General features: G+C 71.5%; 19 protein-coding genes, 1 tRNA gene and 1 pseudogene. 20 read left to right on the forward strand and 1 reads right to left on the reverse strand.

The window, feature by feature from the left end; all coding sequences use genetic code 11:
- The first annotated feature begins 123 nt into the window (after positions 1-123).
- Entirely contained in the window at positions 124-1161 is a 1038-nt protein-coding gene (locus tag DQ392_RS23680; protein WP_245981817.1) for a bile acid:sodium symporter family protein, read from the forward strand.
- Between the two features lie 25 nt (positions 1162-1186).
- On the opposite strand, the gene fdhD is transcribed toward DQ392_RS23680, so the two are convergent.
- The gene (fdhD, locus tag DQ392_RS23685; protein ID WP_114017692.1) at positions 1187-2029 is read right to left on the reverse strand and encodes a formate dehydrogenase accessory sulfurtransferase FdhD; all 843 of its coding nucleotides are present in this window, start codon (positions 2027-2029) and stop codon (positions 1187-1189) included.
- Positions 2030-2223: 194 nt separating this feature from the next.
- Here fdhD and DQ392_RS23690 point away from each other — a divergent pair, with 194 nt between their 5' ends.
- From DQ392_RS23690 to DQ392_RS23780, 19 genes and pseudogenes are all read left to right on the forward strand, one after another.
- Positions 2224-3405 carry an ROK family transcriptional regulator gene (locus DQ392_RS23690; RefSeq protein ID WP_114017693.1) on the forward strand — a complete coding sequence of 394 codons (1182 nt, stop codon included), beginning with the start codon at positions 2224-2226 and terminating at the stop codon, positions 3403-3405.
- 110 nt (positions 3406-3515) lie between these two features.
- Positions 3516-5015: a sugar ABC transporter ATP-binding protein gene (locus tag DQ392_RS23695; protein WP_114017694.1), complete on the forward strand. Its 1500-nt coding sequence runs from the start codon at positions 3516-3518 to the stop codon at positions 5013-5015.
- A gap of 143 nt (positions 5016-5158) precedes the next feature.
- Entirely contained in the window at positions 5159-6172 is a 1014-nt protein-coding gene (locus DQ392_RS23700; RefSeq protein WP_181856556.1) for an ABC transporter permease, read from the forward strand.
- The gene (locus tag DQ392_RS23705) at positions 6169-7227 is read left to right on the forward strand and encodes a substrate-binding domain-containing protein (RefSeq protein ID WP_114017695.1); all 1059 of its coding nucleotides are present in this window, start codon (positions 6169-6171) and stop codon (positions 7225-7227) included. The genes DQ392_RS23700 and DQ392_RS23705 overlap by 4 nt, the downstream gene beginning before the upstream one ends.
- Before the next feature lie 182 nt (positions 7228-7409).
- Complete coding sequence (locus DQ392_RS23710; protein WP_114017696.1) at positions 7410-8600, forward strand: Gfo/Idh/MocA family protein; 1191 nt, start codon at positions 7410-7412, stop codon at positions 8598-8600.
- Between the two features lie 9 nt (positions 8601-8609).
- On the forward strand, positions 8610-9608 hold the full coding sequence (locus DQ392_RS23715) for a sugar phosphate isomerase/epimerase family protein (protein WP_114017697.1): 999 nt from the start codon (positions 8610-8612) through the stop codon (positions 9606-9608).
- A 214-nt stretch (positions 9609-9822) separates the two neighbouring features.
- Positions 9823-12273 carry a PQQ-dependent sugar dehydrogenase gene (locus tag DQ392_RS23720; protein WP_114017698.1) on the forward strand — a complete coding sequence of 817 codons (2451 nt, stop codon included), beginning with the start codon at positions 9823-9825 and terminating at the stop codon, positions 12271-12273.
- A gap of 13 nt (positions 12274-12286) precedes the next feature.
- A complete protein-coding gene (locus DQ392_RS23725) occupies positions 12287-13633 on the forward strand; it encodes a ThuA domain-containing protein (RefSeq protein WP_114017699.1) in 1347 nt (448 codons plus the stop codon).
- 256 nt (positions 13634-13889) lie between these two features.
- Positions 13890-15020, forward strand: a complete 1131-nt coding sequence (locus tag DQ392_RS23730; protein ID WP_114017700.1) for an inositol-3-phosphate synthase — start codon at positions 13890-13892, stop codon at positions 15018-15020.
- Positions 14960-16117: an SCO3242 family prenyltransferase gene (locus tag DQ392_RS23735; protein WP_245981818.1), complete on the forward strand. Its 1158-nt coding sequence runs from the start codon at positions 14960-14962 to the stop codon at positions 16115-16117. The genes DQ392_RS23730 and DQ392_RS23735 overlap by 61 nt, the downstream gene beginning before the upstream one ends.
- A complete protein-coding gene (locus DQ392_RS23740) occupies positions 16114-17088 on the forward strand; it encodes a sugar phosphate isomerase/epimerase family protein (protein ID WP_114017702.1) in 975 nt (324 codons plus the stop codon). Before DQ392_RS23735 ends, DQ392_RS23740 begins: the two co-directional genes overlap by 4 nt.
- Positions 17082-17783: an EboA domain-containing protein gene (locus tag DQ392_RS23745; RefSeq protein ID WP_114017703.1), complete on the forward strand. Its 702-nt coding sequence runs from the start codon at positions 17082-17084 to the stop codon at positions 17781-17783. The genes DQ392_RS23740 and DQ392_RS23745 overlap by 7 nt, the downstream gene beginning before the upstream one ends.
- Positions 17784-17844: 61 nt before the next feature.
- On the forward strand, positions 17845-18711 hold the full coding sequence (locus DQ392_RS23750) for a TatD family hydrolase (RefSeq protein ID WP_114017704.1): 867 nt from the start codon (positions 17845-17847) through the stop codon (positions 18709-18711).
- Between the two features lie 13 nt (positions 18712-18724).
- The gene (gene eboE, locus DQ392_RS23755; RefSeq protein ID WP_114017705.1) at positions 18725-19906 is read left to right on the forward strand and encodes a metabolite traffic protein EboE; all 1182 of its coding nucleotides are present in this window, start codon (positions 18725-18727) and stop codon (positions 19904-19906) included.
- Positions 19903-21297, forward strand: coding sequence for an alkaline phosphatase family protein (locus DQ392_RS23760; protein ID WP_114017706.1), 1395 nt, complete (start codon positions 19903-19905; stop codon positions 21295-21297). The genes eboE and DQ392_RS23760 overlap by 4 nt, the downstream gene beginning before the upstream one ends.
- Positions 21294-22358 carry a sugar phosphate isomerase/epimerase family protein gene (locus tag DQ392_RS23765; RefSeq protein ID WP_114017707.1) on the forward strand — a complete coding sequence of 355 codons (1065 nt, stop codon included), beginning with the start codon at positions 21294-21296 and terminating at the stop codon, positions 22356-22358. The genes DQ392_RS23760 and DQ392_RS23765 overlap by 4 nt, the downstream gene beginning before the upstream one ends.
- A gap of 153 nt (positions 22359-22511) precedes the next feature.
- Positions 22512-22596: transfer RNA gene (locus DQ392_RS23770), tRNA-Leu, on the forward strand.
- Between the two features lie 1033 nt (positions 22597-23629).
- Positions 23630-24152: pseudogene (locus DQ392_RS35890) on the forward strand (RHS repeat-associated core domain-containing protein); the annotation flags it as partial.
- A 277-nt stretch (positions 24153-24429) separates the two neighbouring features.
- A complete protein-coding gene (locus DQ392_RS23780) occupies positions 24430-25056 on the forward strand; it encodes a hypothetical protein (protein WP_114017708.1) in 627 nt (208 codons plus the stop codon).
- Positions 25057-25373 lie beyond the last annotated feature (317 nt).

Raw genomic sequence — 25373 nt, forward strand, 5'->3', positions numbered from 1 at the left:
CGCGAAAGCGGGAGTGGCTCCGCGCGGCTCCTCGCGGCGCGGGGGAGCTGGGTCCTGGTGCGGGGGAGTGCCAGGGGGCGACGCTTCGGAAGCGCGATTCCGCCCATCGGTATCTTGGTGCCCATGCGCCGCCTCACCCGACACCTGGACCCCTACGTCCTGCTGCTGGTGACCACGGTCCTGATCGCCGTGCTGCTCCCCGCCTCAGGAGGTGTGGCCCACGGATTCAGCTGGGCCACCAAGATCGCGGTAGGGCTGATCTTCTTCCTCTACGGGGCACGGCTCTCCACCCGCGAGGCGCTGGACGGGCTCAGCCACTGGCGGCTGCACCTGGCCGTCCTGGTGTGCACCTTCGTCCTCTTCCCGCTGCTGGGCCTCGCCTCCCACGCACTCGTCCCTCACGTGCTCACGCCCGGACTCCAGGACGGGTTCCTCTTCCTGTGCCTGGTCCCCTCCACCATCCAGTCCTCCATAGCCTTCACCGCCATGGCGCGGGGCAACGTGCCGGCGGCCATCTGCGCGGGCACCTACTCCAGCCTCTTCGGGATGGTCGCGACCCCGCTGCTGGCCGCCTGGCTCATCGGCGGCCAGGCGGCCCTGTCCGCCGGCGGCCTCATCGAGATCGCCTGCCAGCTGCTCGCGCCCTTCGTCGCCGGCCAGCTCGTGCGGCGCTGGCTCATCGGCTTCCTCACCCGCCACAAACGGGTGCTCGGCTACGTGGACCGCTCCTCGGTGCTCCTCGTCGTCTACACCGCCTTCAGCCAGGGCATGACGGAGGGCATCTGGGGCCGGGTCACCCCGGCGCGGCTGGTGGCGCTGCTGGGCGTCGAGGCCGTCCTGCTCGCGCTGATGCTGTCCCTGACCTGGTTCGGGTCGCGCCGGCTGGGCTTCGAGCGCCCCGACCGCCTCGCCATCTGTTTCGCCGGCTCGAAGAAGTCGCTGGCCGCGGGGCTGCCCATGGCCAGCGTCCTGTTCGGCGCCCAGGCCAGCGTCGCGGTGCTGCCGCTGATGCTCTTCCACCAGATGCAGCTCATGGTCTGCGCCTACCTGGCCCGCCGCTGGGCGCCGGACGAAGAGGGGGAAGCCGGGGAAGGGCGGGTGAGCGGTGGGGCGGAAGGTGCCCCCGCGGGCGCGCTTCCGACGACGGCACCTTCCCGGTAAGCCCTGCCGGCGCGGGTGCCCCGCCTCAGCCGGTGCCCACCGGCAGCGCCAGCCGGTGCGCGCCCGCGTAGACGTTCATCGAGGTGCCGCGCAGGAAGCCGACCAGGGTCAGACCCGTCTCCTCGGCCAGGTCCACCGCGAGCGAGGAGGGCGCCGAGACGGCGGCCAGCACGGGAACGCCCGCCATCACCGCCTTCTGGGCCAGCTCGAAAGAGGCCCGGCCCGACACCATCAGCAGCGCGTCCCGCAGCGGCAGCGCGCCGCTCTGCACGGCGTGTCCGACCAGCTTGTCCACGGCGTTGTGGCGGCCCACGTCCTCGCGCACGTCCAGGAGCTCGCCCGCGGGGGAGAACAGCGCCGCCGCGTGCAGGCCGCCGGTGCGGTCGAAGACCCGCTGCGCCGCGCGCAGCCGCTCGGGCAGGGCCGCCAGCAGGTCGATGCCGAGCCCTGCCGGGCGTTCCGCCTCCAGCTGCCAGCGCGTCGTCGTCCGTACGGCGTCCAGGCTGGCCTTGCCGCACAGGCCGCAAGAGGACGTCGTGTAGACGTTGCGCTCCAGCGCGATGTCGGGGACGGGCACGCCCGGTGCCAGCCGTACGTCGACGACGTTGTAGGTGTTGCCGCCCTCGTCGCGGGCGCCGCCGCAGTAGACGATGGTGGCCAGCTCGTCCGCCGCCCCGATGACGCCCTCGCTGACGAGGAAGCCGGCGGCCAGCGCGAAGTCGTCACCCGGGGTGCGCATGGTGACGGCCAGCGGTTTCCCGTTCAGCCGGATCTCCAGCGGCTCCTCCGCCACCAGCGTGTCGGGCCGCGTGCTGACGGCGCCGTCCCGCACCCGGATGACCGGGCGCCGCTCGGTGACCCTGCCCATGTCGCCTCACCTCCTGTCCCCGACCCTAAGCCAGGAGGCGGGACGTGCTGGAGCGACCCTTTGTCCACTGGCGGGAAAAAGTCGTGCTGGTTAACGCATAACTTCTTCCCAACCCCGGCTCCCACTGCTACGTTCCCCGTGCATTCCCGGACGTGATGCCGACACAGGCGGCTGGAGGGGTAGCGGTGAGGCGCATGACTGCACGGCCCGCGAACGCGCACCAGGCGCGACTGCTCCGCCTGCTGCGCGACGGCGGCCCGCGCTCACGCGCCGAGCTCGGCGACCGCGTCGACCTGTCCCGCTCCAAACTGGCCGTCGAGGTCGACCGGTTGCTGGAGACGGGGCTCGTCGTCGCCGACGGGCTCGCCGCCTCGCGCGGTGGGCGCCGCTCGCACAACATCCGCCTGGCACCGCAACTGCGCTTCCTCGGTGTCGACATCGGCGCCACCTCGATCGACGTCGCCGTCACCAACCCCGAGTTGGAGATCCTCGGCCACCTCAACCAGCCCATGGACGTCCGCGAGGGTCCTGTCGCGGTCTTCGACCAGGTGCTGGCCATGGTGGCCAAGCTGCGCGACAGCGGCGTCGCCGAGGGGTTCGACGGTGCGGGCATCGGCGTGCCGGGCCCCGTCCGCTTCCCCGAGGGCATCCCCGTCGCCCCGCCGATCATGCCCGGCTGGGACGGCTTCCCGGCGCGGGAGGCGCTCAGCCAGGAACTCGGCTGCCCCGTGATGGTCGACAACGACGTGAACCTGATGGCCATGGGCGAGATGCAGGCCGGAGTGGCCCGCTCCGTGCGGGACTTCTTCTGCGTCAAGATCGGCACCGGCATCGGCTGCGGCGTCGTCGTCGGCGGCGACGTCCACCACGGCACCACAGGCAGCGCGGGCGACATCGGCCACATCCAGGTCGAGCCGGAAGGACGCCAGTGCGCCTGCGGCAACCGCGGCTGCCTGGAGGCCTATTTCGGCGGGGCCGCCCTCGCCAGGGACGCGGAGGAAGCGGCCCGGGACGGGCGCTCGCCGGAGCTGGCCCGGCTGCTGGAGGCGAACGGCCGGCTCGGCGCCGCCGACATCGCCGTCGCCGCCTCCGCCGGGGACGGCACCTCACTCGACCTCATCCGCGAGGGCGGGGCCCGCGTGGGCCAGGTCATCGCGGGGCTCGTCAGTTTCTTCAACCCCGGCCTGGTCGTCATCGGCGGCGGGGTCACCGGGCTCGGCCACACTCTGCTGGCCAGCATCCGCACCCAGGTCTACCGCCAGTCGCTGCCCCTGGCGACCGGCAACCTTCCCATCGTGCTGGGCGAGTTGGGACAGGTCGCGGGGGTGACGGGAGCGGCCAGGCTCACCAGCGACCACCTGTTCTCACCCGCGTAGAACCCCCCGAGGCACGGCGCCACCCACCACGCAAGGCCCGAAGCACGCACGCCCCACCGGTACGAGCACCGCACAGCGCACCCCGTACGGCCCTGGGACGGAGGTCCTGCATGCCCCTGCTGACGATGTCCTCAATCACCAAGTCCTTTCCTGGTGTCCGAGCGCTCGACGGCGTGGACCTCGATGTGGAGGAAGGTGAGGTCCACTGTCTGCTCGGCCAGAACGGCGCGGGCAAGTCCACCCTGATCAAGGTTCTCTCCGGGGCCCACCAGCCCGACGAGGGGGAGATCACCTGGCGCGGCGATCCCGTGCGGCTGCCCACGCCCGTCTCCGCGATGCGGCTGGGCATCGCCACCATCTACCAGGAACTCGACCTGGTCGAGCACGTCTCGGTCGCCGAGAACGTCTTCCTCGGGCACGAGGTCGCCACCCGCGGCCTCATCAGGGCCCGCGAGGCGCGGAGCCGCACCGCCGAACTGCTGGCCCGGCTCGGCCATCCGGAGATCGACCCGGGGACGCTCGTCGGCTCACTGTCCGCCGCCGGGGCGCAGATCGTCTCGATGGCCCGCGCCCTCTCCCACGACGTCCGGCTGATCATCATGGACGAGCCGTCCGCCGCGCTCGACCCCGACGAGGTCGACAACCTCTTCCGCATCGTCGCGAGCCTGACGGCCGAGGGGGTGGCCGTCGTCTACATCTCCCACAGGCTGGAGGAGATCCGCCGCATCGGCGACCGCGTCTCCGTCCTCAAGGACGGCAGCGTCGTCGCCCGCGATCTGCCGGCCCGCACCACGCCCACCGACGAACTCGTCGCGCGGATGACCGGACGGGACGTGCGCAGCGCGTTCCCCGCCAAACCCGGTGCCCCGAGTCGGTCCGAGCCCGTGCTGCGCGCCGAGGGGCTCGCCAGGGACGGCGAGTTCGCCCCGCTGGACCTCCAGCTGCGGCCCGGTGAGATCGTCGGGCTCGCCGGGCTGGTCGGCTCGGGCCGCTCGGAGATCCTGGAGACGCTGTACGGGGCGCGGCGTCCCACCGCTGGACGGGTGCTGGTCGACGGCAGGCCGCTGCGGCCCGGCAGCATCCCGGCCGCGGTCCGCGCCGGCATCGGGCTGGCGCCCGAGGAGCGCAAGTCGCAGGCGCTGCTGATGCTGGAGTCGGTCACCCGCAACGTCTCCGTCTCCTCGCTGTCCCGCTTCGCCCGCGCCGGCTGGCTCGACCGCGGCCGCGAGCGGGCCGCGGCACACCGGCACACCCGCGACCTCGCGCTCCACCCCGACTCCCCCGAGCGTGCGGTGAGCACCTTCTCCGGCGGCAACCAGCAGAAGGCCGTTCTCGCCCGCTGGCTGCTGCACGGCTGCCGGGTGCTGCTGCTGGACGAGCCGACGCGCGGTGTGGACGTCGGTGCGCGCGCGGAGCTGTACGCCGTCATCCGGCGGCTGGCCGACGAGGGGGTGTGCGTGCTCCTGGTCTCCAGCGAACTGCCCGAGGTCCTCGGCCTCGCCGACCGGGTGCTCGTCCTGAAAGAGGGTCGCGTCGTGCACACGGCCCCCGCCCACGAACTGGACGAGCACCGCGTGCTCGACCTCGTGATGGAAGGCGCCCCGGCATGAGGGCCCTGCCTGACTCCGCCCACGCGAGCGCGGGTCGTGGGCAGGCGCCGGGCGGGGCGGGACGGGTGGGCACGACCGCCGACCGCACCCGGCCACGGCGCGCACTACCCACGAGACCACGACGCCCCCAGAGGTGACCGCACATGAACGCAGACGCACCCACCACCGTGGCAAGCACACCCACACCGCCCCAGGCGAAGAAGGAGCACACGGGCAGCCGCCGGATGCCGTTCGACGTGCGGCAGCTCTCCCTCGTCGGCGTCCTGCTCGCCCTCGTGGTCGTCGGCGCGCTCACCAAGCCCGACGAGTTCCTGGCCGGGGAGAACCTCCGCCTCATCCTCACCCAGGCCTCCGTCATCGGCGTCGTCACCGTCGGCGTGACGTTCGTGATCATCGGTGGTGGCATCGACCTGTCCGTCGGGGCGATCGTCGCGCTCGCCTCGGTGTGGGCCACCACGGTGGCCACCCAGGACTTCGGGCTCACCGGGATGCTGCTGTGCAGTCTGCTGGTGGGCCTCGGCTGCGGACTCGTCAACGGGCTGCTCATCGCCTACGGGCCGATGGTGCCGTTCATCGCGACGCTGGCCATGCTCGCCTCGGCCCGCGGCCTGGCGTTGCAGATCAGCGACGGCAACACGCAGGTCGTCCAGGTCGACGCCGTCCTCGACCTGGGCATCAAGGACTCCTATGTGCTCGGCATCCCGCCGATCGTGCTGGTCTTCGCCCTCGTGTGCGTCGTCGGCTGGCTGGTGCTCAACCGCACCACGTTCGGGCGCCGCACGGTGGCCGTCGGCGGCAACGCGGAGGCCTCCCGGCTGGCGGGGATCGCCGTCAAGCGCCAGCGGCTGCTGCTCTACCTGCTGTCCGGGCTGTGCTGCGGCATCGCCGCGTTCATGCTGATCATCCTCACCGGTTCGGGACAGAACACCAACGGCAACCTGTACGAACTCGACGCCATCGCCGCGGCCATCATCGGCGGCACCCTGCTCAGCGGCGGCCGGGGCACCATTCTCGGCTCGGTGCTCGGCGTCCTGGTCTTCACCACCATCACCAACCTGTTCGCCCTCAACAACCTCCAGACGGACATCCAGCAGATCGCCAAGGGCGCGATCATCGTCGCGGCCGTCCTGGTCCAGAAGGGTCGTTCCACGTCATGACCGATAACCCACGCGTTCCCCGGGCGGCCACCAGCCGCAGAAACATGCTCTTCGGCACGGCGGCCGGCGCGGCCCTCCTGGCCACGGGCTGCACCAGCAACGAGAACAACGACGGCAAGGAGGAGTCGGCCGGCGCGCAGGTGGCCGACTCCAAGCCGGGCAAGAAGGTCACCATCGGCTTCGCCGGCCCGCAGGCCGACCACGGCTGGCTCAACGCCATCACCACGCAGGCCAAGAACCGCGCCAAGAAGTACGAGGACGTCACGCTGGAGGCCACCGAGGGCTCCAACGACAACGCCACCCAGGTCGGCCAGGTCGAGACGCTGATCAACAAGAAGGTCGACGTCCTGGTCGTCCTGCCCGCCGACGGCAAGGCCCTCACCCAGGCGGGGCTCAAGGCGATGCGCGCCGGGATACCCGTCGTCAACCTGGACCGGATCTTCTCCACGCAGCAGGCGTACCGGTGCTGGATCGGCGGCGACAACTACGGCATGGGCCTCAACGCCGGGCGCTACATCGGCGAACAGCTCAAGGACAAGAAGAACGCCAAGGTCGTCGAGCTGGCCGGCATCGACAACCTGGAGCTGACCCGGCAGCGCACCAAGGGCTTCGACGACGCGCTCAAGAACTACCCCAACATCGAGAAGGTGGCCCGCCAGGCGGCCGAGTTCACCGTCGAGTCGGGACAGAAGAAGATGTCCGCGCTTCTCCAGGCGCAGAAGAGCTTCGACGCGCTGTGGAACCACGACGACGACCAGGGCGTCGGCGCCGAACGGGCCATCAAGCAGGCGGGCCGCGACGAGTTCATCATGGTCGGCGGCGCGGGCTCCAAGCGCGTGATGGAGGCCATCAAGAAGGACGACAGCGTGGTGAAGGCCACCGTCCTCTACCCGCCCACCATGGCCGCCTCCGCCATCGACCTGGCCCGCGCGCTGGGCCAGGGCAAGGGCATCTCCGGCATGGCCGAGTACGAGATCCCCGCCCAGGTCACCCTCTACTCGGCCGTGGTGACGAAGAAGAACGTCGACGAGTACCTCCCGATCGGCTTCACCTGACGGGCAGGCCCGGCCGCCGCACCGGCCCACGGCCTTCACCGGCCGGTGCGGGCCCCCACCGGCCGGCCGGGCCAGGACGGGACCGCTGACGCAGGACGGGATCCCCGGCAGCGCGCTCGCCGCACCACCGTGCGGCGCGGCCCGCTGCCCCGGGGACCGCAACCCCGACAGGGAGGACCTTCATGCCGTACGACAGCACCGCGCCCGCCACCGCGCCGCCCCTGGGCGTGGGCATGGTCGGCTACGCGTTCATGGGCCAGGCGCACTCGCAGGGCTGGCGCACCGTGGGCCGGGTCTTCGACCTGCCGCTCACCCCGGCGCTGGCTGCCGTGTGCGGGCGCGATCCGGCCGCCGTGCGCGCCGCCGCCGCACGTCTGGGCTGGGCGGCGGCCGAGACCGACTGGCGTGCGCTGATCGCGCGCGACGACGTCCACCTCGTCGACGTGTGCACGCCGGGCGACAGCCACGCGGACATCGCGATCGCGGCCCTGGAGGCCGGCAAGCACGTGCTGTGCGAGAAGCCGCTGGCCAACACCGTCGCCGAGGCGGAGGCCATGGCAGCGGCGGCGCGGGCCGCGCGCGAGCGCGGGCAGGCGGCCATGGTCGGCTTCAACTACCGCCGCACACCGGCGCTGGCGCTCGCCCGCCGCATGGTGGCCGAGGGGCGCCTGGGCGAGGTGCGGCACGTACGGGTCAGCTACCTCCAGGACTGGCTGGTGGACCCGGCCTTTCCGCTCGCCTGGCGACTCCGCAAGGAGACCGCGGGCTCCGGCGCCCTCGGCGACCTGGGCGCGCACGCCGTCGACATCGCCCAGCACGTGGCCGGCTCCCTGCTGGCGGGCGTCTCGGCCCAGACGGAGACGTTCGTCAAGGAGCGCCCGCTGGGCGACGGTGCCCCCGAGGGGGAGCTCGGAGCCGTCACGGTGGACGACGCCGCCGTCTTCACCGGACGGCTCGGCTGTGGCGCGCTGGCCTCCTTCGAGGTGACCCGCGTCGCCGCGGGACGCAAGAACGCGCTCCGCGTCGAGCTGAACGGCACCCTCGGCTCCCTCGCCTTCGATCTGGAACGCCTCAACGAATTGGAGTTCCACGACCACACCCAGGCGGCGGGCGAGTCCGGCTTCCGGCGCATCCTCGTCACCGAACACGACCACCCCTACCTGGAAGCCTGGTGGCCGCCGGGGCACGGGCTCGGCTACGAGCACACCTTCACCCACCAGGCGCGCGACCTCGTGCACGCCGTCGCGACGGGCGAGCGGCCCGCGCCGTCCTTCGAGGACGGGCTCCAGGTGCAGAGGGTGCTGGCCGCCGTCGAGGAGAGCGCCGGGAAGAACTGCGTCTACACGCCGGTGGAGAACCCGGCAACCGCCTAGGAGGTCACCGTGGCACGTAAGTTCACCCTCTTCACCGGGCAGTGGGCCGACCTCCCCCTGGAGGAGGTCTGCCGGCTGGCCCGGGACTTCGGCTATGACGGGCTCGAACTCGCCTGCTGGGGCGACCACTTCGAGGTCGACCGGGCGCTCGCCGAGCCGGGATACGTGGACGGGCGGCGCCGGCTGCTGGAGAAGTACGGCCTGGAGTGCTGGGCCGTCTCCAACCACCTGACCGGACAGGCCGTCTGCGACCACCCCATCGACGAGCGGCACAAGGCCATCGTCGCGCCCCGCATCTGGGGCGACGGCGACCCCGAGGGCGTACGGCGGCGGGCGGCCGGGGAGATGAAGGACACCGCACGGGCGGCCGCCGCGCTCGGCGTGGACACCGTCATCGGCTTCACCGGGTCCTCCATCTGGCACCTGGTGGCGATGTTCCCGCCGACCCCGCCCCAGATGGTCGACCGCGGGTACGAGGACTTCGCCGAGCGCTGGAACCCCATCCTCGACGTGTTCGACGCGGAGGGCGTCAGGTTCGCGCACGAGGTGCACCCCAGCGAGATCGCCTACGACTACTGGACGACGCAGCGCGCGCTGGAGGCGGTCGGCAACAGGGCCGCCTTCGGGCTCAACTTCGACCCCTCGCACTTCGTGTGGCAGGACCTGGACCCCGCCGGCTTCCTGTACGACTACCGGGACCGCATCTACCACGTCGACTGCAAGGAGGCCCGGCGGCGGCTGGACGGCCGCAACGGCAGGCTCGGCTCCCACCTGCCGTGGGGCGACCCGCGGCGGGGCTGGGACTTCGTCTCCGCCGGGCACGGCGACGTCGCCTGGGAGGACGTGTTCCGCATGCTGCGCGCCATCGGCTACGAGGGGCCGGTCTCCGTGGAGTGGGAGGACGCCGGCATGGACCGCCTCGTCGGCGCGCCCGAGGCGCTCGCCCGGCTGCGGGCCTACGACTACGAGCCGCCGAGCGCGTCGTTCGACGCGGCCTTCGGCAACTGACCCCGGCGCCGCCCTCCCCGGACAGGCGCCGGGGAGGGCGGGCCCTCTTTGTCCTGACTGAGGACAAATTCAACTTCTCGCGCGTCAAAGGGGTTCCGGGCCCGGACAAACGCGGCTACGGTCCTGAGGACGTAGCCGAACAGCACAGCACAGTAACGACGGCACCCCCACCACCCCACCCGTCACACCCCCGGACCTCCCAGGAGGAACCGCTGTGCACATACGACACCGCAGACTCCGCACGGGCCTGGCGTCCCTCGCGAGCGCGCTCCTGATCGCGGGCGCCGCGACGGCGGGGGCGCAGGCCGCATCGGCGCCCGCGCCCGCGACGCAGCCCGCGAAGGGCGCGGAGGCGAACGAGTTCCAGCAGGTCACGCTCGCCAAGGGCGTGGAGGAGATGGGCGAGCCGATGACGATGGCGGTCCTCCCCGACCGCTCCGTCCTGCACACGGCCCGCGAAGGCACCCTGCGGCTGACCGACGCGAAGGGCAGCACGAAGGTCGCCGGCACCCTCGACGTCTACGACCACGACGAGGAGGGCCTCCAGGGCGTCGGAGTCGACCCGGGCTTCACCGAGAACCGGTTCGTCTACCTCTACTACGCGCCCCCGCTGGACACGCCGTCCACGGACGCCCCCGACAGCGGAACGGCGGAGGACTTCGAGAAGTTCAAGGGCGTCAACCGGCTGGCCAGGTTCGTGCTGAAGGACGACGGCACCCTGGACAAGGCGAGCGAGAAGAAGATCCTGGACGTCCCCGCCGACCGCGGCACCTGCTGCCACGTCGGCGGTGACATCGCGTTCGACTCCAAGGGCAACCTGCTGCTGTCCACGGGGGACGACTCCAACCCGTTCCAGTCGGACGGCTACACCCCGATCGACGACCGCGCCGACCGCAACCCGGCCTTCGACTCCCGGCGTGGGGCGGGCAACACCAACGACCTGCGCGGCAAGATCCTGCGCATCAAGGTCGCGAACGACGGCTCCTACACCGTCCCCGACGGCAACCTCTTCCCCGAGGGCACCGACAAGACGCGGCCCGAGATCTACGCGATGGGCTTCCGCAACCCCTTCCGGATGACCGTCGACAAGAAGACCGACACGGTCTACGTCGGTGACTACGGCCCCGACGCGGGCACCGCCGACCCGGACCGCGGCCCCGCGGGCCAGGTCGAGTTCAACCGCGTCACCGAGGCCGGCAACTTCGGCTGGCCGTACTGCACCGGCGACAACGACGCCTACACCGACTACGACTTCGCCACCGGCACCTCAGGTGAGAAGTTCGACTGCGCGGCGCCGAAGAACACCTCGGCCCGCAACACCGGGCTGACCGACCTGCCGCCTGCCCACGCCGCATGGATCCCGTACGACGGCCCGTCGGTGCCCGAGTTCGGCGACGGCTCCGAGTCGCCGATGGGCGGCCCCGTCTACCGCTACGACGAGAACAACGACAGCCCGGCGAAGTTCCCCGAGGAGTTCGACGGCGACTTCTTCGCGGGTGAGTTCGGCCGCCAGTGGATCAAGCGGATCGAGCAGGGCCAGGACGGCGAGGTCACCAAGATCAACGACTTCCCGTGGACCGGCACCCAGGTCATGGACATGGACTTCGGCCCCGACGGCGCCCTCTACGTCCTCGACTACGGCACCGGCTACTTCAACGGCGACGAGAACTCCGCGCTCTACCGGATCGAGAACGCCACCGAGGGCCACAGCCCCGTCGTCGAGGCGGGCAGCGACGTGAGTGACGGGCAGGCACCGCTCAAGGTCGCCTTCACCTCGAAGGTGAGCGACGAGGACGGCGACGACACCAAGCTGAACTGGGACTTCGGCGACGGCGCCACCTCCACCGAGGCGAATCCCAGCCACACCTACGAGGAGAACGGCACCTACACCGCGACCGTCACCGCCGAGGACGGCACGGGGCGTACCGGGTCGGCCAGCGTCCACGTCACCGTCGGCAACACCGCACCCACCGTGGAACTCAAGCTCCCCGCCGACGGGCAGCCCTTCACCTTCGGTGACGAGATCCCCTTCCAGGTCCAGGTCACCGACCCCGAGGAGTCCGAGATCGACTGCTCCAAGGTCGAGGTCAACTACATCCTCGGACACGACAGCCACGGCCACCCGATGACCTCGGCCAAGGGCTGCGAGGGCACGCTCAAGACCCAGGCCGACGGTGACCACGACCCGAACGCCAACATCTTCGGCGTCATCGACGCGTCCTACACCGACAACGGCGCGAACGGCCAGCCCCCGCTGACCAGCCACGGCCAGAGCATCCTCCAGCCCAAGCACCGCCAGGCCGAGCACTTCACCACCTCGGCTGACGGCGTCACCACCGGCAGCGCCGACGGAGCCGAGGGCGGCAAGGCCGTCACCGGGGCGCAGAACGGCCAGTGGATCGCCTACGACCCGTACGCGCCCGCAGACGTCAGCAAGCTCACCGCCCGCGTGGCCGGCACGGCGGACGGCGCCGTGGAGGTCCACGCCGACGCGCCCGACGGCCCGCTGCTGGGCACCGCGAAGGTCTCCGCGACCGACGGCTGGAGCGAGGTGAGCACCGACATCACCGGCGCGCCCGAGGACGCGGGCAAGCTCTACCTGGTCTTCACCGGCGGTGAGGGAGACCTCTTCGACCTGGACAGCTTCACCGTCACCACCGGATGAGGGGAGGCAGACCATGACCGGACACGGCAGACACCGCGCCCGCCTCACCCTGGCGGCCGCCGCGCTCCTCACCGGAGCGTTCGCGGTCCCCGGTCAGGCGGCACAGCAGCCCGGCCACGTGGCCGACGATGAGCGGGTGCTCGTCTTCTCCAAGACGGCCGGATTCCGCCACGACTCCATCCCCGACGGGATCGCAGCCCTCCAGCAACTCGGCGCCGAGCACGGCTTCACCGTCGACGCGACCGAGGACGCCACCGCGTTCACCGGGGAGAACCTGGACCGGTACGACGCCGTGGTCTTCCTCTCCACCACGGGCGACGTGCTCGACCAAGGGCAGCAGGAGGCGTTCGAGAAGTACATCGGCGAGGGCGGCGGCTACGTCGGTGTGCACGCCGCCGCCGACACCGAGTACGACTGGGAGTGGTACGGCGGCCTGGCCGGCGCCTACTTCTCCTCCCACCCGGCGGTCCAGCCCGCCACCATGGAGATCGAGGACCGCGGCCACCCGGCGACCGCCCACCTGGACGAGAGCTGGGAGCGCACCGACGAGTGGTACGACTACCGCTCCAACCCGCGCGAGCACGCCCACGTGCTGGCCACCCTCGACGAGGACTCCTACACCGGCGGCACCATGGGTGAGGACCACCCCTTCGCCTGGTGCCAGGAGTACTCCGGCGGCCGCGCCTTCTACACCGGCGCGGGGCACACCAAGGAGTCCTACGCCGACCCCGCCTTCCGGCAGCACCTGCTGGGCGGCCTCCAGTACGCCACCGGAGCCGTACAGGCCGACTGCCGTCCCGAGAGCGGCTACACCCCGCTGTACGACGGCAACGGACTGGACGGCTGGAAGCAGGCGGGGCCCGGCTCGTTCGAGGAGAGCGAGGACGGGACGCTCACCAGCAGCGGCGGCATGGGCCTGCTGTGGTACGCACAGCGTGAGTTCTCCTCCTACTCGCTGAAACTCGACTGGAGGATGGCGAGCGAGGACGGGGACGACAACTCCGGCGTCTTCGTCGGGTTCCCCGGCTCCGACGACCCGTGGTCCGCCGTCGACAACGGCTACGAGATCCAGATCGACGCCACCGACACCGACGAGAAGACCACGGGTTCCGTCTACGGCTTCCAGTCCGCGGACCTGGCCGCCCGCGACGCGGCCCTCAACCCGCCGGGGGAGTGGAACACCTACGAACTCCGCGTCGAGGGCGAGCGCCTGCGCATCTACCTGAACGGCACCCTCGTCAACGACTACACCAACACCGACCCGGCCCGCAGCCTCACGGACGGCCACGTGGGTCTCCAAAACCACGGGGACGGCGACGAGGTGGCGTTCCGCGACGTGCGCATACGGCAACTGGACTGACCGAGACACCACACCCGGGGGCCCGCCACGCGAGGGCCCCCGGGCCCGGCCCGGTGGCCGGCGGGGCCGTGGGCGGGCGTTCCCCGGGCCGGAACGGGCGGGCACAACCGGCCCGCGTCCGCCGGGCAACCGCACCGCCGACGCACCGAAGGCACCGGAGGCTACGCAAGAAGCGCTCCCCGTGGGGAACGGGGCGACATGGGGCCGCCCGCCGCAGGCGCCCCGCACCGCACGGCAAGGCACAAGGGAGGACAGCGTGAGCACACCACCGCGCACGGGCCTGTGGCTCATAGGCGCCAGAGGGTCCGTAGCCACCACGACGATCACCGGCGCCACCGCCCTCGCCGCGCGACTGACCCCACCCACAGGGCTCGTGACCGAGACACCCCCGTTCGCCGGTGCCTCGCTGCCACCCCTGGACTCCCTCGTCTTCGGCGGTCACGACACGGCCAGCTGCCCTCTCCCCAAGCGGGCCGAGGCCCTCGCCGAGGCGGGCGTCGTCCCGCACGGGCTCCCCTCCGCGCTCCACGCCGAACTCGCCGCGGCCGACGCCGCGATCCGTCCCGGCGCGCCCGCTCCGGCCTCCGACCGCCGCGACGAGGACGCCCTCATCGACACCTGCGCGCACGACATCACCGAGTTCGGACGCACACACGGCCTCGCCCGCACCGTCGTCGTCAACGTCGCCAGCACGGAACCCCATCCGGCCTCCCCGCAAGGGCCTCTCCCACCCAGCTCCCTCTACGCCGCCGCGGCGCTCCGTGCCGGGTGCCCGTACGTCAACTTCACGCCATCCACCGGACTGCACCACCCCCGCCTCGCCGAGGCCGCACGCACGGCGGGCGTCCCCCACGCGGGCCGGGACGGCAAGACGGGACAGACCCTGCTGCGGTCCGTACTGGCGCCGATGTTCGCGCAGCGGGCCCTCGCCGTGCGGGCCTGGTCCGGCAGCAACCTGCTCGGCGGCGGCGACGGCGCGGCCCTCGCGGACCCGGCGGCGGCAGCCGCCAAGAACGCGGGCAAGGAACGGGTACTCGCCGACAACCTGGGCGCACTCCCCGAGGGAGAGGTGCACATCGACGACGTCCCCGCGCTGGGCGACTGGAAGACGGCCTGGGACCACATCGCCTTCGACGGTTTCCTCGGCTCCCGCATGATCCTCCAGACCATCTGGCAGGGCTGCGACTCGGCGCTCGCCGCACCGCTCGTCCTCGACCTCGCCCGCCTGCTGGCACGCGCCGACGAACTGCGCCTCGCCGGACCCGTCGAGGGCCTGGGCTTCTACTTCAAGGACCCCGACAGCGGGCCCGCCGACCTGCACGGGCAGTGGCGCGCGCTGCTCGGCCTGGCAGCCCGTCTCACCCCGGCCTCCGGAGGCGCCGCATGACGGGGCGCGGGCCCGGGCGCGCGGCCGCGTGGGCGCAACTCCTGCGTGTCTCAGCCCTGTTCACGGTGCCCGGAGACGCACTGGCGGGGGCGGCGGCGGCAGGACGCGTCCCGACACGCGGCACGGTGCTGGCCGCCGGATCCTCGCTGTGCCTGTACGAGGCGGGCATGGCGCTCAACGACTGGGCCGACCGGGACGAGGACGCCCGCGAGCGGCCCGAGCGGCCTCTGCCCTCAGGGCGCATCCACCCGGCGGCGGCCCTCGCGGCAGCGGGCGGCCTGACCGCGGCAGGGCTGGCGCTGGCCGCCCGCGCCGGACGGCTCCCCCTCGCGACCGCGACCGCGCTGGCCGCCACCGTGTGGGCCTACGACCTGCGCCTCAACCGCACCCCTGCCGGGCCTGCGGCCATGGCGACGGCCCGTTTCCTCGACGTCCTGCTGGGAGCGGCGGCGGCCGGCGTCGCGGCCCCGCTCCCCTCGGACGGCGCCGCCGCGCCGCGGGCGCGTGAGCGCCGCGTACGCGACGCCTCCCGCGCCCGCGACGTGTGGGGCGCGGCGGCGCTCATGGGCGGTCACACCCTCGCCGTGACCGCGGTCTCGCGGCGGGAGACGCAGGGCGGTGCACCCGGGGTGCCGCTCGCCGCGCTCGGCGCCGTCGGCGCGATCTCCGCGTGGACGGCGCGGCGGCGCACCCCGCTGGCGCTGACCGCGAGCGCCGTGTACGCCGCGACCGCCTCGCGGCCCCTCCTGCACGCCGCGCTCAACCCCTCCCCACCGCTGCTCCAGCGGGCGGTCGGCGGCGGCATCCGCGCCATGATCCCGCTCCAGGCGGCGCTCGCGACGGGCGCCGCCCGCGCCACCGATGTGGCGGGTGCGGCGGCCCGTGTCCCGGAGTCCGCCGCGGCGGGCGCCCGCCCCGCGCAGGCCGGTCGAGGAGGCGCCCGTTCCGCCGTGCCGGCCCAAGCGGGGGGAGTCCGCCCCGGCGCGGGGGGAGCCCCCCTCGCCGAGAGGGGTACAGGGCGTGGACCGGCGGCCGTCGCGCTGCTCGCGCTGCTGCCCCTCGCCCGCCGCATGTCCCGGAAGGTCAGCCCCACATGACGCGGAACCCACGCACGCACCCGCAGCAGCCACCGCAGAACCCGGCGCTACGGTACGCGTACGGCACCAACGGCCTGGCCGACCTGCGGCTGGAGGACGCGCTCGGCCTCCTCGCCGACCTCGGCTACGCGGGCGTCGGACTGACGCTCGACCACATGCACCTCGACCCGCTCGCCCCCGGCCTGGCGGCCCGTACCGCGCGGGTGGCCAGGGCGCTGGAGCGGTACGGGCTGACAGCCACCGTCGAGACGGGGGCGCGCTACGTGCTCGACCCGCGCCGCAAGCACCACCCGACGCTGCTCGACCCGGACGCCGAGGCCCGCGCCGCGCGGACCGAACTGCTGCTCAAAGCCGTGCGCGTGGCCGCCGACCTGGGGGCGCACGCCGTGCACTGCTTCAGCGGGAAGCTGCCAGAGGGGACCGCGCAGGAAGAGGGCTGGAGGCGGCTCGCGGAAGGCGTCGGCTCGGTGCTCGACGCCGCGCAGGCCGCGGGCGTCCCGCTCGCGATCGAGCCCGAGCCCGGCCACCTCCTCGGCGACCTGGCCGGATTCGACCGGCTGCGCACCGGGCTCGGCAGCCCCGCACTGCTCGGCCTCACCCTCGATGTCGGGCACTGCCAGTGCCTGGAGGCCGAACCACCCGACGCCTGCGTACGGGAGGCGGCGCCGTGGCTGCGGCACGTGCAGATCGAGGACATGCGGCGCGGCGTGCACGAACACCTGCCGTTCGGCGAGGGGGAGATCGACTTCCCGCCCGTACTGGCGGCGCTGCGCGAGGTCGGCTACGACGGGCTGGTCACCGTCGAGCTGCCCCGCGACTCGCACGCGGGACCTGAACGGGCCGCCTCCTCACTGGAGTTCCTCACCGCCGCGGAGTCCGGTGCCCGCACCCCGGGCGAGACCACGGCCGTCGGCTCCGCCGCCCGCACCGCCGACGCCACGCCACCACGGCAGGAGGCCGCGCCATGCTGACCCCGCTCGCCTCGCTCCGTACCGGTCTCGAACTGCGCCTGACCGCTGACGCGCGCGCCTGGCTGCACCTGGCGCTGTCCGAGGCGGCCGACGCCGGCGAGCACGACCAGGCCCGTGGACTGCCCCCGTGGGAGCGGCACTTCGTCACCGCGGGCCGCCGGTGCCACACCACCCAGCAGCAGCAGGGCTCGTCCCCCGACCCCGTCGACGCCGCCCGCGTGCTCATCCTGCACGCCGCCGCGCCCGGCACCGACGCCGTCGTCGCGCTCTACCGGCGCGGCTCGGCCGACGAGCGGCGGGCCGTCTTGCTGGCACTGCCGCACCTGGACCCGCCGCCGGCGGCCGGGGCGGCCCTCGGCCTGGTGGAGGACGCGCTGCGGACCAACGACACCCGGCTGGTCGCCGCCGCGCTCGGCCCGTACGCCGCCGCGCACCTGGACGCACACCAGTGGCGCCACGGCATCCTCAAGTGCCTGTTCACCGGCGTGCCGCTGGCCGCCGTCACCGGACTCGAACACCGGGCGGCGGGCGACGGCGAACTCGCCAGGATGCTGGAGGACTACGCCCGCGAGCGCACCGCCGCGGGACGCGCCGTGCCCGAGGACCTCGGCCACGCGCTGCGCCTGGCCAGGTTCGACGAGACCCCGGCACGCCCGGCCAGCCCGCAGGACCGCGCCGAGGGATCCGAGTCGTAGCAAGCCCCGTCGGCCGCCACAGCGAGAAGCGGTCGCCACAGCGAGGAGCGTGACGCCCACCATGCCGTCCCCGACCCGCCGCATCTTCGACCCGCACATCCACATGACGTCCCGCACCACCGATGACTACGCCGCGATGTACGACGCCGGGGTCCGCGCCCTGGTCGAACCGTCCTTCTGGCTCGGGCAGCCCCGCACCTCGCCCGCCTCCTTCTACGACTACTTCGACTCACTCCTGGGCTGGGAGCCCTTCCGCGCCGCGCAGTACGGCATCGCCCACCACTGCACCCTCGCGCTGAACCCCAAGGAGGCCAACGACCCGCGCTGCCTGCCCGTCCTGGACGAGCTGCCCCGCTACCTCCTCAAGGACGGTGTGGTCGCCGTCGGCGAGATCGGCTACGACGCGATGACCCCGGCGGAGGACACGGCGCTCGCGGCCCAGCTGGAACTCGCCCGCACCCACGAGCTGCCCGCGCTGGTGCACACCCCGCACCGGGACAAGGCGGCCGGACTGGCCCGCACTCTCGACGTCCTGCGCGAGTCCGGGCTGCCGCCCGCCTCCGTGGCGCTCGACCACCTCAACGAGACCACGGTCGGGCCCGCCGCGGACAGCGGCTGCTGGCTCGGTTTCTCCATCTACCCCGACACCAAGATGGACCCCGACCGCATGGTGCGCATCCTGCGGGTGCACGGCACCGAGCGGGTGCTGGTCAACTCGGCCGCCGACTGGGGCAGAAGCGACCCCCTCAAGACGGCGCACGTCGCCGACGCGATGCTCGCCGCCGGATTCGACGAGGACGACGTCGACCAGGTGCTGTGGCGCAACCCGGTCGCCTTCTACGGCCGAAGCGGCCGCCTCCGCCTCGACGCCACCGCCCCCGAGGCGCAGCTGTTCGAGGGCAACTCGATCCTGCGCGGCGGAGAGTGAGGAGAGCGCGGCCATGCGATTCCGGCACCCCGACGGCACCACCGTCCACCTCGCCTACTGCACCAACGTCCACGCCGCCGAACAACTCGACGGCGTCCTCGACCAACTGACCGAGTACGCGGAGCCGGTACGGCGCCGGCTCCACCGCGACCGGCTCGGCATCGGCCTGTGGCTGGCCCGCGACGCCGCCCGCACCCTCACCGACGACCCGGCGGCCGTCCGCAGGCTGCGCACCGGGCTGGAGCGGGCGGGCCTGGAGGTCGTCACCCTCAACGGCTTCCCCTACCAGGGCTTCGGCGACAGCCACGTCAAGTACCGCGTCTACCGCCCCGACTGGACCGACGACGCACGCCTCGACCACACCACCGACCTCGCCAGGCTGCTGACAGCCCTGCTGCCCGACGACGTACACGAGGGCAGCATCTCCACACTGCCGCTGGCCTGGCGCACCGGCTTCGACGCCGAGGCCCGGCACCGCGCGCTGACCCGCCTGCACACCCTCGCCGGGCGGCTGGACGCGCTGGAGGAGCTGACCGGGCGCTCCGTACGCGTCGGTCTTGAGCCCGAACCCGGCTGCACCGTGGAGACGACGGCCGACGCCGTCGAGGCGCTGACCGGGGAAGGCGGGCCGCCCCCGCACCGGATCGGCGTCTGCCTGGACACCTGCCACCTGGCCACCGCGTTCGAGGACCCCGCCAAGGCGGTCGCGGCGCTCGGCGAGGCCGGACTGACCGTCGTCAAGGCGCAGCTGTCGGCCGCCCTGCACGCCGAACACCCGGAGCGGCCCGAGGTACGCCACGCGCTCACCGAGTTCGCCGAGCCGCGCTTCTTGCACCAGACCCGCGCCCTCACCCCCGCGGGCACCCTGCGCGCCACCGACGACCTCGACCGGGCGCTCGCCCCCGGCGCCCTGCCCACCGAAGGACCCTGGCGGTCCCACTTCCACGTGCCCCTGCACGCCCCGCTCGCCGAGCCGCTGCACGCCACCACCGGTGTGCTCCGAGCCGCCCTCACCCACCTGGTCGGCGGCCCGGCACCGCTGACCCGGCACCTGGAGGTGGAGACCTACACCTGGCAGGCCCTGCCGCCCGGACTGCGCCCCACCACCCGCGCCCAGCTCGCGGACGGCCTCGCCGCCGAGCTGGCCACGGCCCGCGACCTTCTCGTCGGCCTCGGCCTCAAGGAGCTGCCATGACCACCCCGCTGCTGGTCATCGACGTCGTCGGGCTCACCCCCGCGCTGCTGGAGCGGATGCCGAACCTGCGCGCCCTCGCGCGGGACGGCGCCTCCACCCCCCTGGCGACGGTGCTGCCGGCCGTCACGTGCGCCGCCCAGTCCACGTTCCTGACCGGCGAACTCCCCACAGGCCACGGCATCGTCGGCAACGGCTGGTACTTCCGCGAACTCGGCGACGTCCTGCTGTGGCGGCAGCACAACGCGCTCGTCGGCGGCGAGAAGCTGTGGCACGCGGCCAGGGAGCGGCAGCCCGGCTACACGGTGGCCAACATCTGCTGGTGGTACGCGATGGGCGCCGACACCGACTGGACCGTCACCCCGCGCCCCGTCTACTACGCCGACGGCCGCAAGGAACCCGACTGCTACACCCGGCCCCCCGACCTGCACGACGAACTCGTGGCCGAACTGGGCGACTTCCCCCTGTTCACCTTCTGGGGGCCCGGCGCCGACCTCACCTCCTCGCAGTGGATCATCGACGCCACCCGCCACATCCTGCGCACCCGCCGCCCCGACCTGGCTCTGGCCTACGTCCCCCACCTCGACTACGACCTCCAGCGCCACGGCCCCGACGACCCGCGCGCACACCGCGCCGCCGCCGACGTCGACGCCGCCCTCGCCCCCCTGCTGGCCGACGCCCGCGCCGAAGGCCGCACCGTCGTCGTCCTGTCCGAGTACGGCATCACCCCGGTGAGCCGCCACGTCGACATCAACCGTGTGCTGCGCCGCGCCGGACTGCTGGAGGTCCACGCCCAGGACGGCATGGAGTACCTCGACCCGTGGACGTCGAAGGCGTTCGCCGTCGCCGACCACCAGCTCGCCCACGTCTACGTCCGCGACCCCGCCGACCTGCCCGCCACCCGCGAGGCGCTGACCGGGGTGCCGGGCCTCGACGTCCTGCTGGACGAGACGGGCAAGAAGGAGGCAGGGCTCGACCATCCGCGCTCGGGCGAACTGGTCGCCGTCGCGGAGCCCGACGCCTGGTTCACCTACTACTACTGGCTCGACGACCGCCGCGCACCCGACTTCGCCCAGCTCGTCGAGATCCACCGCAAGCCCGGCTACGACCCCGTCGAACTGTTCATGGACCCCCACGACCCCTACGTCAAGCTGCGCGCCGCCGCCGCGCTGGCCCGCAAGAAGACCGGCATGCGGTACCGCATGGCCGTCGTCCCCCTCGACCCGTCACCGATCCGCGGCAGCCACGGCAGGCTGCCGGACCGCACCGAGGACGGACCCGTCCTCCTGTGCTCACGCCCCGACGCACTCGGCGCCGCGGCGAAGACCCGTCCCTTCCCCGCCACCGACGTCAAACGCCTGCTCCTCGATCTCGCACTGGGAGATGCCTCATGACGCACAGACCCGCACACCCCGAACTCGACCACACCCTGCGCCGCCGCGGCTTCCTCAGCGTCGCCGCGGGCGCCACGGCCGCCACGCTGCTCGGCGCCGGTCCCGCCGCCGCCGAGCCCGCCACCGGCCGGCACCCCGCCCCAGGGCACGGCCACGGCCACGGCCACCGGCCGCTCGTTCCGCGCGGCAAGCTCGGCATCCAGCTCTACACCGTCCGCGACCAGGTCCAGGAGCTCGGCTTCGCCACCGTCTTCCGCGAGCTGGAGCGCTACGGCTACGACTCGGTCGAGTTCGCCGGCTACACGCAGGGCACCGGCGCCCTCACGCTGCGGCAGCTCAAACGGCTGATGCGGGACCACGGGCTGCGGGGCATCGGCAGCCACGTCGGCTACTACTCCGACAACCCGGACGACTACACCTTCGCCACCCAACTGGAGAAGGTCGTCGACGACGCGGCCGCGCTCGGCCTCCCGCACGTCGGCACGGCCGCCAGCCCCGACCGCTACGGCCGCACCGTCGACGGCTGGAAGCGCGCGGCCGAGGACTTCAACACCTACGGAGCCGCCGCCCGCGCACGCGGCCTGAAGTTCTACCAGCACAACCACCAGATGGAGTTCGGCTTCGCCGAGGACAAGCCCCACGTCCGCCTCTACGACGTCCTCCTCGCCGAGACCGACCCCGAACTCGTCTACCTGGAGATGGACATCTACTGGGCGTTCGCCGGCCAGTACCGCTTCAGCACACGCGCCGACGGCACCCCCGCCCCCTTCGAACCCCTCGACTACGTGCTGGCCGCCCCGCACCGCTACCCCCTCTTCCACGTCAAGGACGGCGAACACGACGAGGCGTCCGCCGACGGCCTCCACATGGTCGATGTCGGCGATGGCGACCTCGACTACGAGAACTTCATCGGTACGGTGCTGCGGCGCCACCGCGGCCACGGCCGCGGTGGCCACCACTGGCTGATGGAGCGCGACGACGCGGTGGACCCGGCGGCCAACCCGGCCGGCTCCCTCACCTCGGCCCGCCGCTCCGCGGCGTACCTCCGCGGAAGGCGGTAACGGCCCGAGCGGGCCCGCCCACACCATGGGACGTTTCGTCGCAAAGGGGACGTAACCCCTCTTCTCCTCTGGAAACCCAGGTGAGAAGCACTCCAAACCCTTGGTATCGTTACGGGCGTCGCCACGGCAGCCCCGCTGACGTGGCGCAGCCCGGTCCGGGTGGCGGAATGGTAGACGCGCTAGCTTGAGGTGCTAGTGCCCTTTATCGGGCGTGGGGGTTCGAGTCCCCCCTCGGACACAGACCATCTGCACGTCGTGTGCGGACGCATGTGGGCCGTGACTCAACAGTCACGGCCCCTTTTGCCGTGGTCGTGGATGAGCGTGAGCCCGAGGGCCGCGGAGAGCGGTGCTTTGCGTTCAGGGGTGGCTTGCCGGAGCCGGTCGGTGAGGTCCCCGAGGCCCTTGATGACCTGAGCGATCTCCTCCTCGGTGAGCGGGCGGGCGGCCTTCGGGGCGGGGCCGCCTGGGCGGCGGTGACCTTTCGTTGGGCGGCGTCCCGGTCGGCGGCGGCTCGGTTGACCCATTCCATGGCGGTCGCCGGGCCGTATTGGCGTCGATATCGAGAGCCGGGCGGTTGCTCAGATATTTCACCCTTTAAGGGATGTTACGTGACCTGAGAAGTAGCATTTTGTCCTGTTGTTCGAGTGACCGTGTGATTACACTTGAGTGTTTTTGGCGCACCGGGGGGCGAGCATGATCCGGACCGAGTGGGTCGCAACGCCGCCGCGGTACTCGGGAGTTGAACTCGATGAGCAAGCGAAGTTTCCGTATGCCTCGTTCGCTGCGACGGTCGTCGCCGCCTCGCTCGCCTGTCAGCCTGCGGCAGTGACACGGTCAGAAGTCAGGCAGAATCGCGAGTGCGGAGAGGGGGAACAAGCCATCCGCGCTCTCTTCTTCGGCGGCGGAGTCTCGGGTTTCACGTTGTGCATTCACCCAAGGAGGCGCACCCGCGCACCTGCACGTACGACCTGGAGAAGGTCAAGGGCGGCTATCAGATCGATTCAAAGGGCGCCAACTGCGACATCCGCTACAAGCGGGCCTCTGGGAAGAGCGGCGGCGGGCACGGCACATATCCATTCAAGCTTTCCCTGGTGTGGGACGTGGCCTGGATCGATTCTGCCGATCCCGACGGCCCGCCAGCGACCCAACCCTTCCGGAGGGCAGTCCAGCCGCGAGCAGGAGGTGACCGTCAAGGAAAACCAGCCCATCGTCCGCGACTGACCACGCGGCCGACCGTACCGACTGAGCAGCGCAGGAGGTTGCCATGACGTGGCGAGACGACCACCTTCACCTGGGACGACACCCGCCTCGCCGAACAGGCCACCCCCGGCGGCGAATTCACCACCTGGGACTACACCCCCGGCACCCACCGCCCCCTCACCCAAACCGACCACACCCAGCTCGTCCCCGAGCCCGGTACCTCACTCCTCACCAAACTCACCGAGCCCACGGCAACGCGCCCCGCATTCCACGCGATTGTCACCGACCTGACGGGCACTCCCACAGAACTCATCACGCCCGAGGGTTCACTGGCCTGGCAGAACCGCACCACTTTGTGGGGCACTCCCCTCCCCTCGCCTGACGGCCACGGTGACGTCACCTGCCCACTCCGCTTCCCGGGCCAGTACGCCGACCCGGAGTCGGGCCTGCACTACAACTACTTCCGCTACTACGACCCCGAGACGGCTCGTTACCTCACCCCGGACCCTCTCGGCCTGTCCCCTGCCCCCAATCCCACCACCTACGTCCCCAACCCTCACAGCTGGATTGACCCACTTGGTCTCGCCGGATGCAAGGATGGCCCCTCGCCCTCATCCGAATATAAGGACATTACAAAGCCCCGTGCTCGCATGTTGAATAAGTCAACAGATGTGGGTCCCATAGAGTTCGGCACAAACCTCGAATCCAATGGATGGATGCATACCCAAAAAGGCTCCAATCATATGTATGAGAAGGAGGGGGCAAGGTATTTTCTCCGAGGGAAGGCAAATACTCACCAGGGATGGACTGCGGACTACTACGCTCCAGGGTCCAAGAAGCCAGACATCAAGATTAGGCTAGGAGAAGATTGATGGCAGGGGATGACTGGATCGTCAAAGATAGCGAAGATTACCGGAAGGTCCGCTCGCGCGCCGCCGCTACATTTGATCTTGACGCCAGATTGCCTGAAAAGGTGTTTAGGCGGGACAATGGAGAATCCCTTTTCTGTGAGTTCGACGTAGTCCTCACTCCGGAATTCTGGCCAGCGCTCAGCGCGATGGCCCAGTGGTACGGTGATACGCGTGTCGAGCTAGTCGCCCTTGAGCCTGAGTGCGAGACTTTCTATCTCTCTGACTACCGGATGTACCCGGCGGTTTCACTGCCCGTCGAAGCTGACAAAGATGAATACTGGGCGGCTATCGGTCACGAACCCGACGGGGACATCATGGGATCACTGGCGATTTCAGCGAACGTCATCGCTTTGACCGGTCCATCTGGGAAATGGGGATGCTGGGGTGAAAGGGATCCTGAGTTGGCGGTTTTTCAAGGCTTTCCAGATGCGGCAGCCCGAAATGACTGGTGTGCCTGCTTTGGCCCATTTTTGGATGTTGCGGGGGCCCTGGAGTCGTACCTTCCACCGACATTTGCGAATTGGGTCGTCCCGCAAGAATATGCCGCAACTCTGACCGCGAACTACGGTGCCCCGAGGCGGACATAAGCTACGAACTCGCCACTCTTGCGGAGCAGTTGAAATTCCGTCTGTCCGTCGGGACGGACGGGACGATGCTGGCGCAATGACCCGATCGGCACGCAGCCCTGGCTGACCAGAACAGTCGCCCACACCGCAATCTTCGAATGGAGCGAGAGCTGGAACAAATGTGCAGCGGTGCACCGCGCCTTGGGATGCTGCGGTCTCGCAGGCTACGAGGCTCTCCCTCGCAGCGTGAACATCGCACACGGTGCGCGTCGACGGAAGAGATCTTGACAACGCATCACCGCCCCCGTCGCCAGCGACGCTGTATATGAGCCAACCGG

It is taken from the genome of Streptomyces reniochalinae (genome assembly GCF_003323735.1).
In the GTDB taxonomy this organism is placed as follows: domain Bacteria; phylum Actinomycetota; class Actinomycetes; order Streptomycetales; family Streptomycetaceae; genus Streptomyces; species Streptomyces reniochalinae.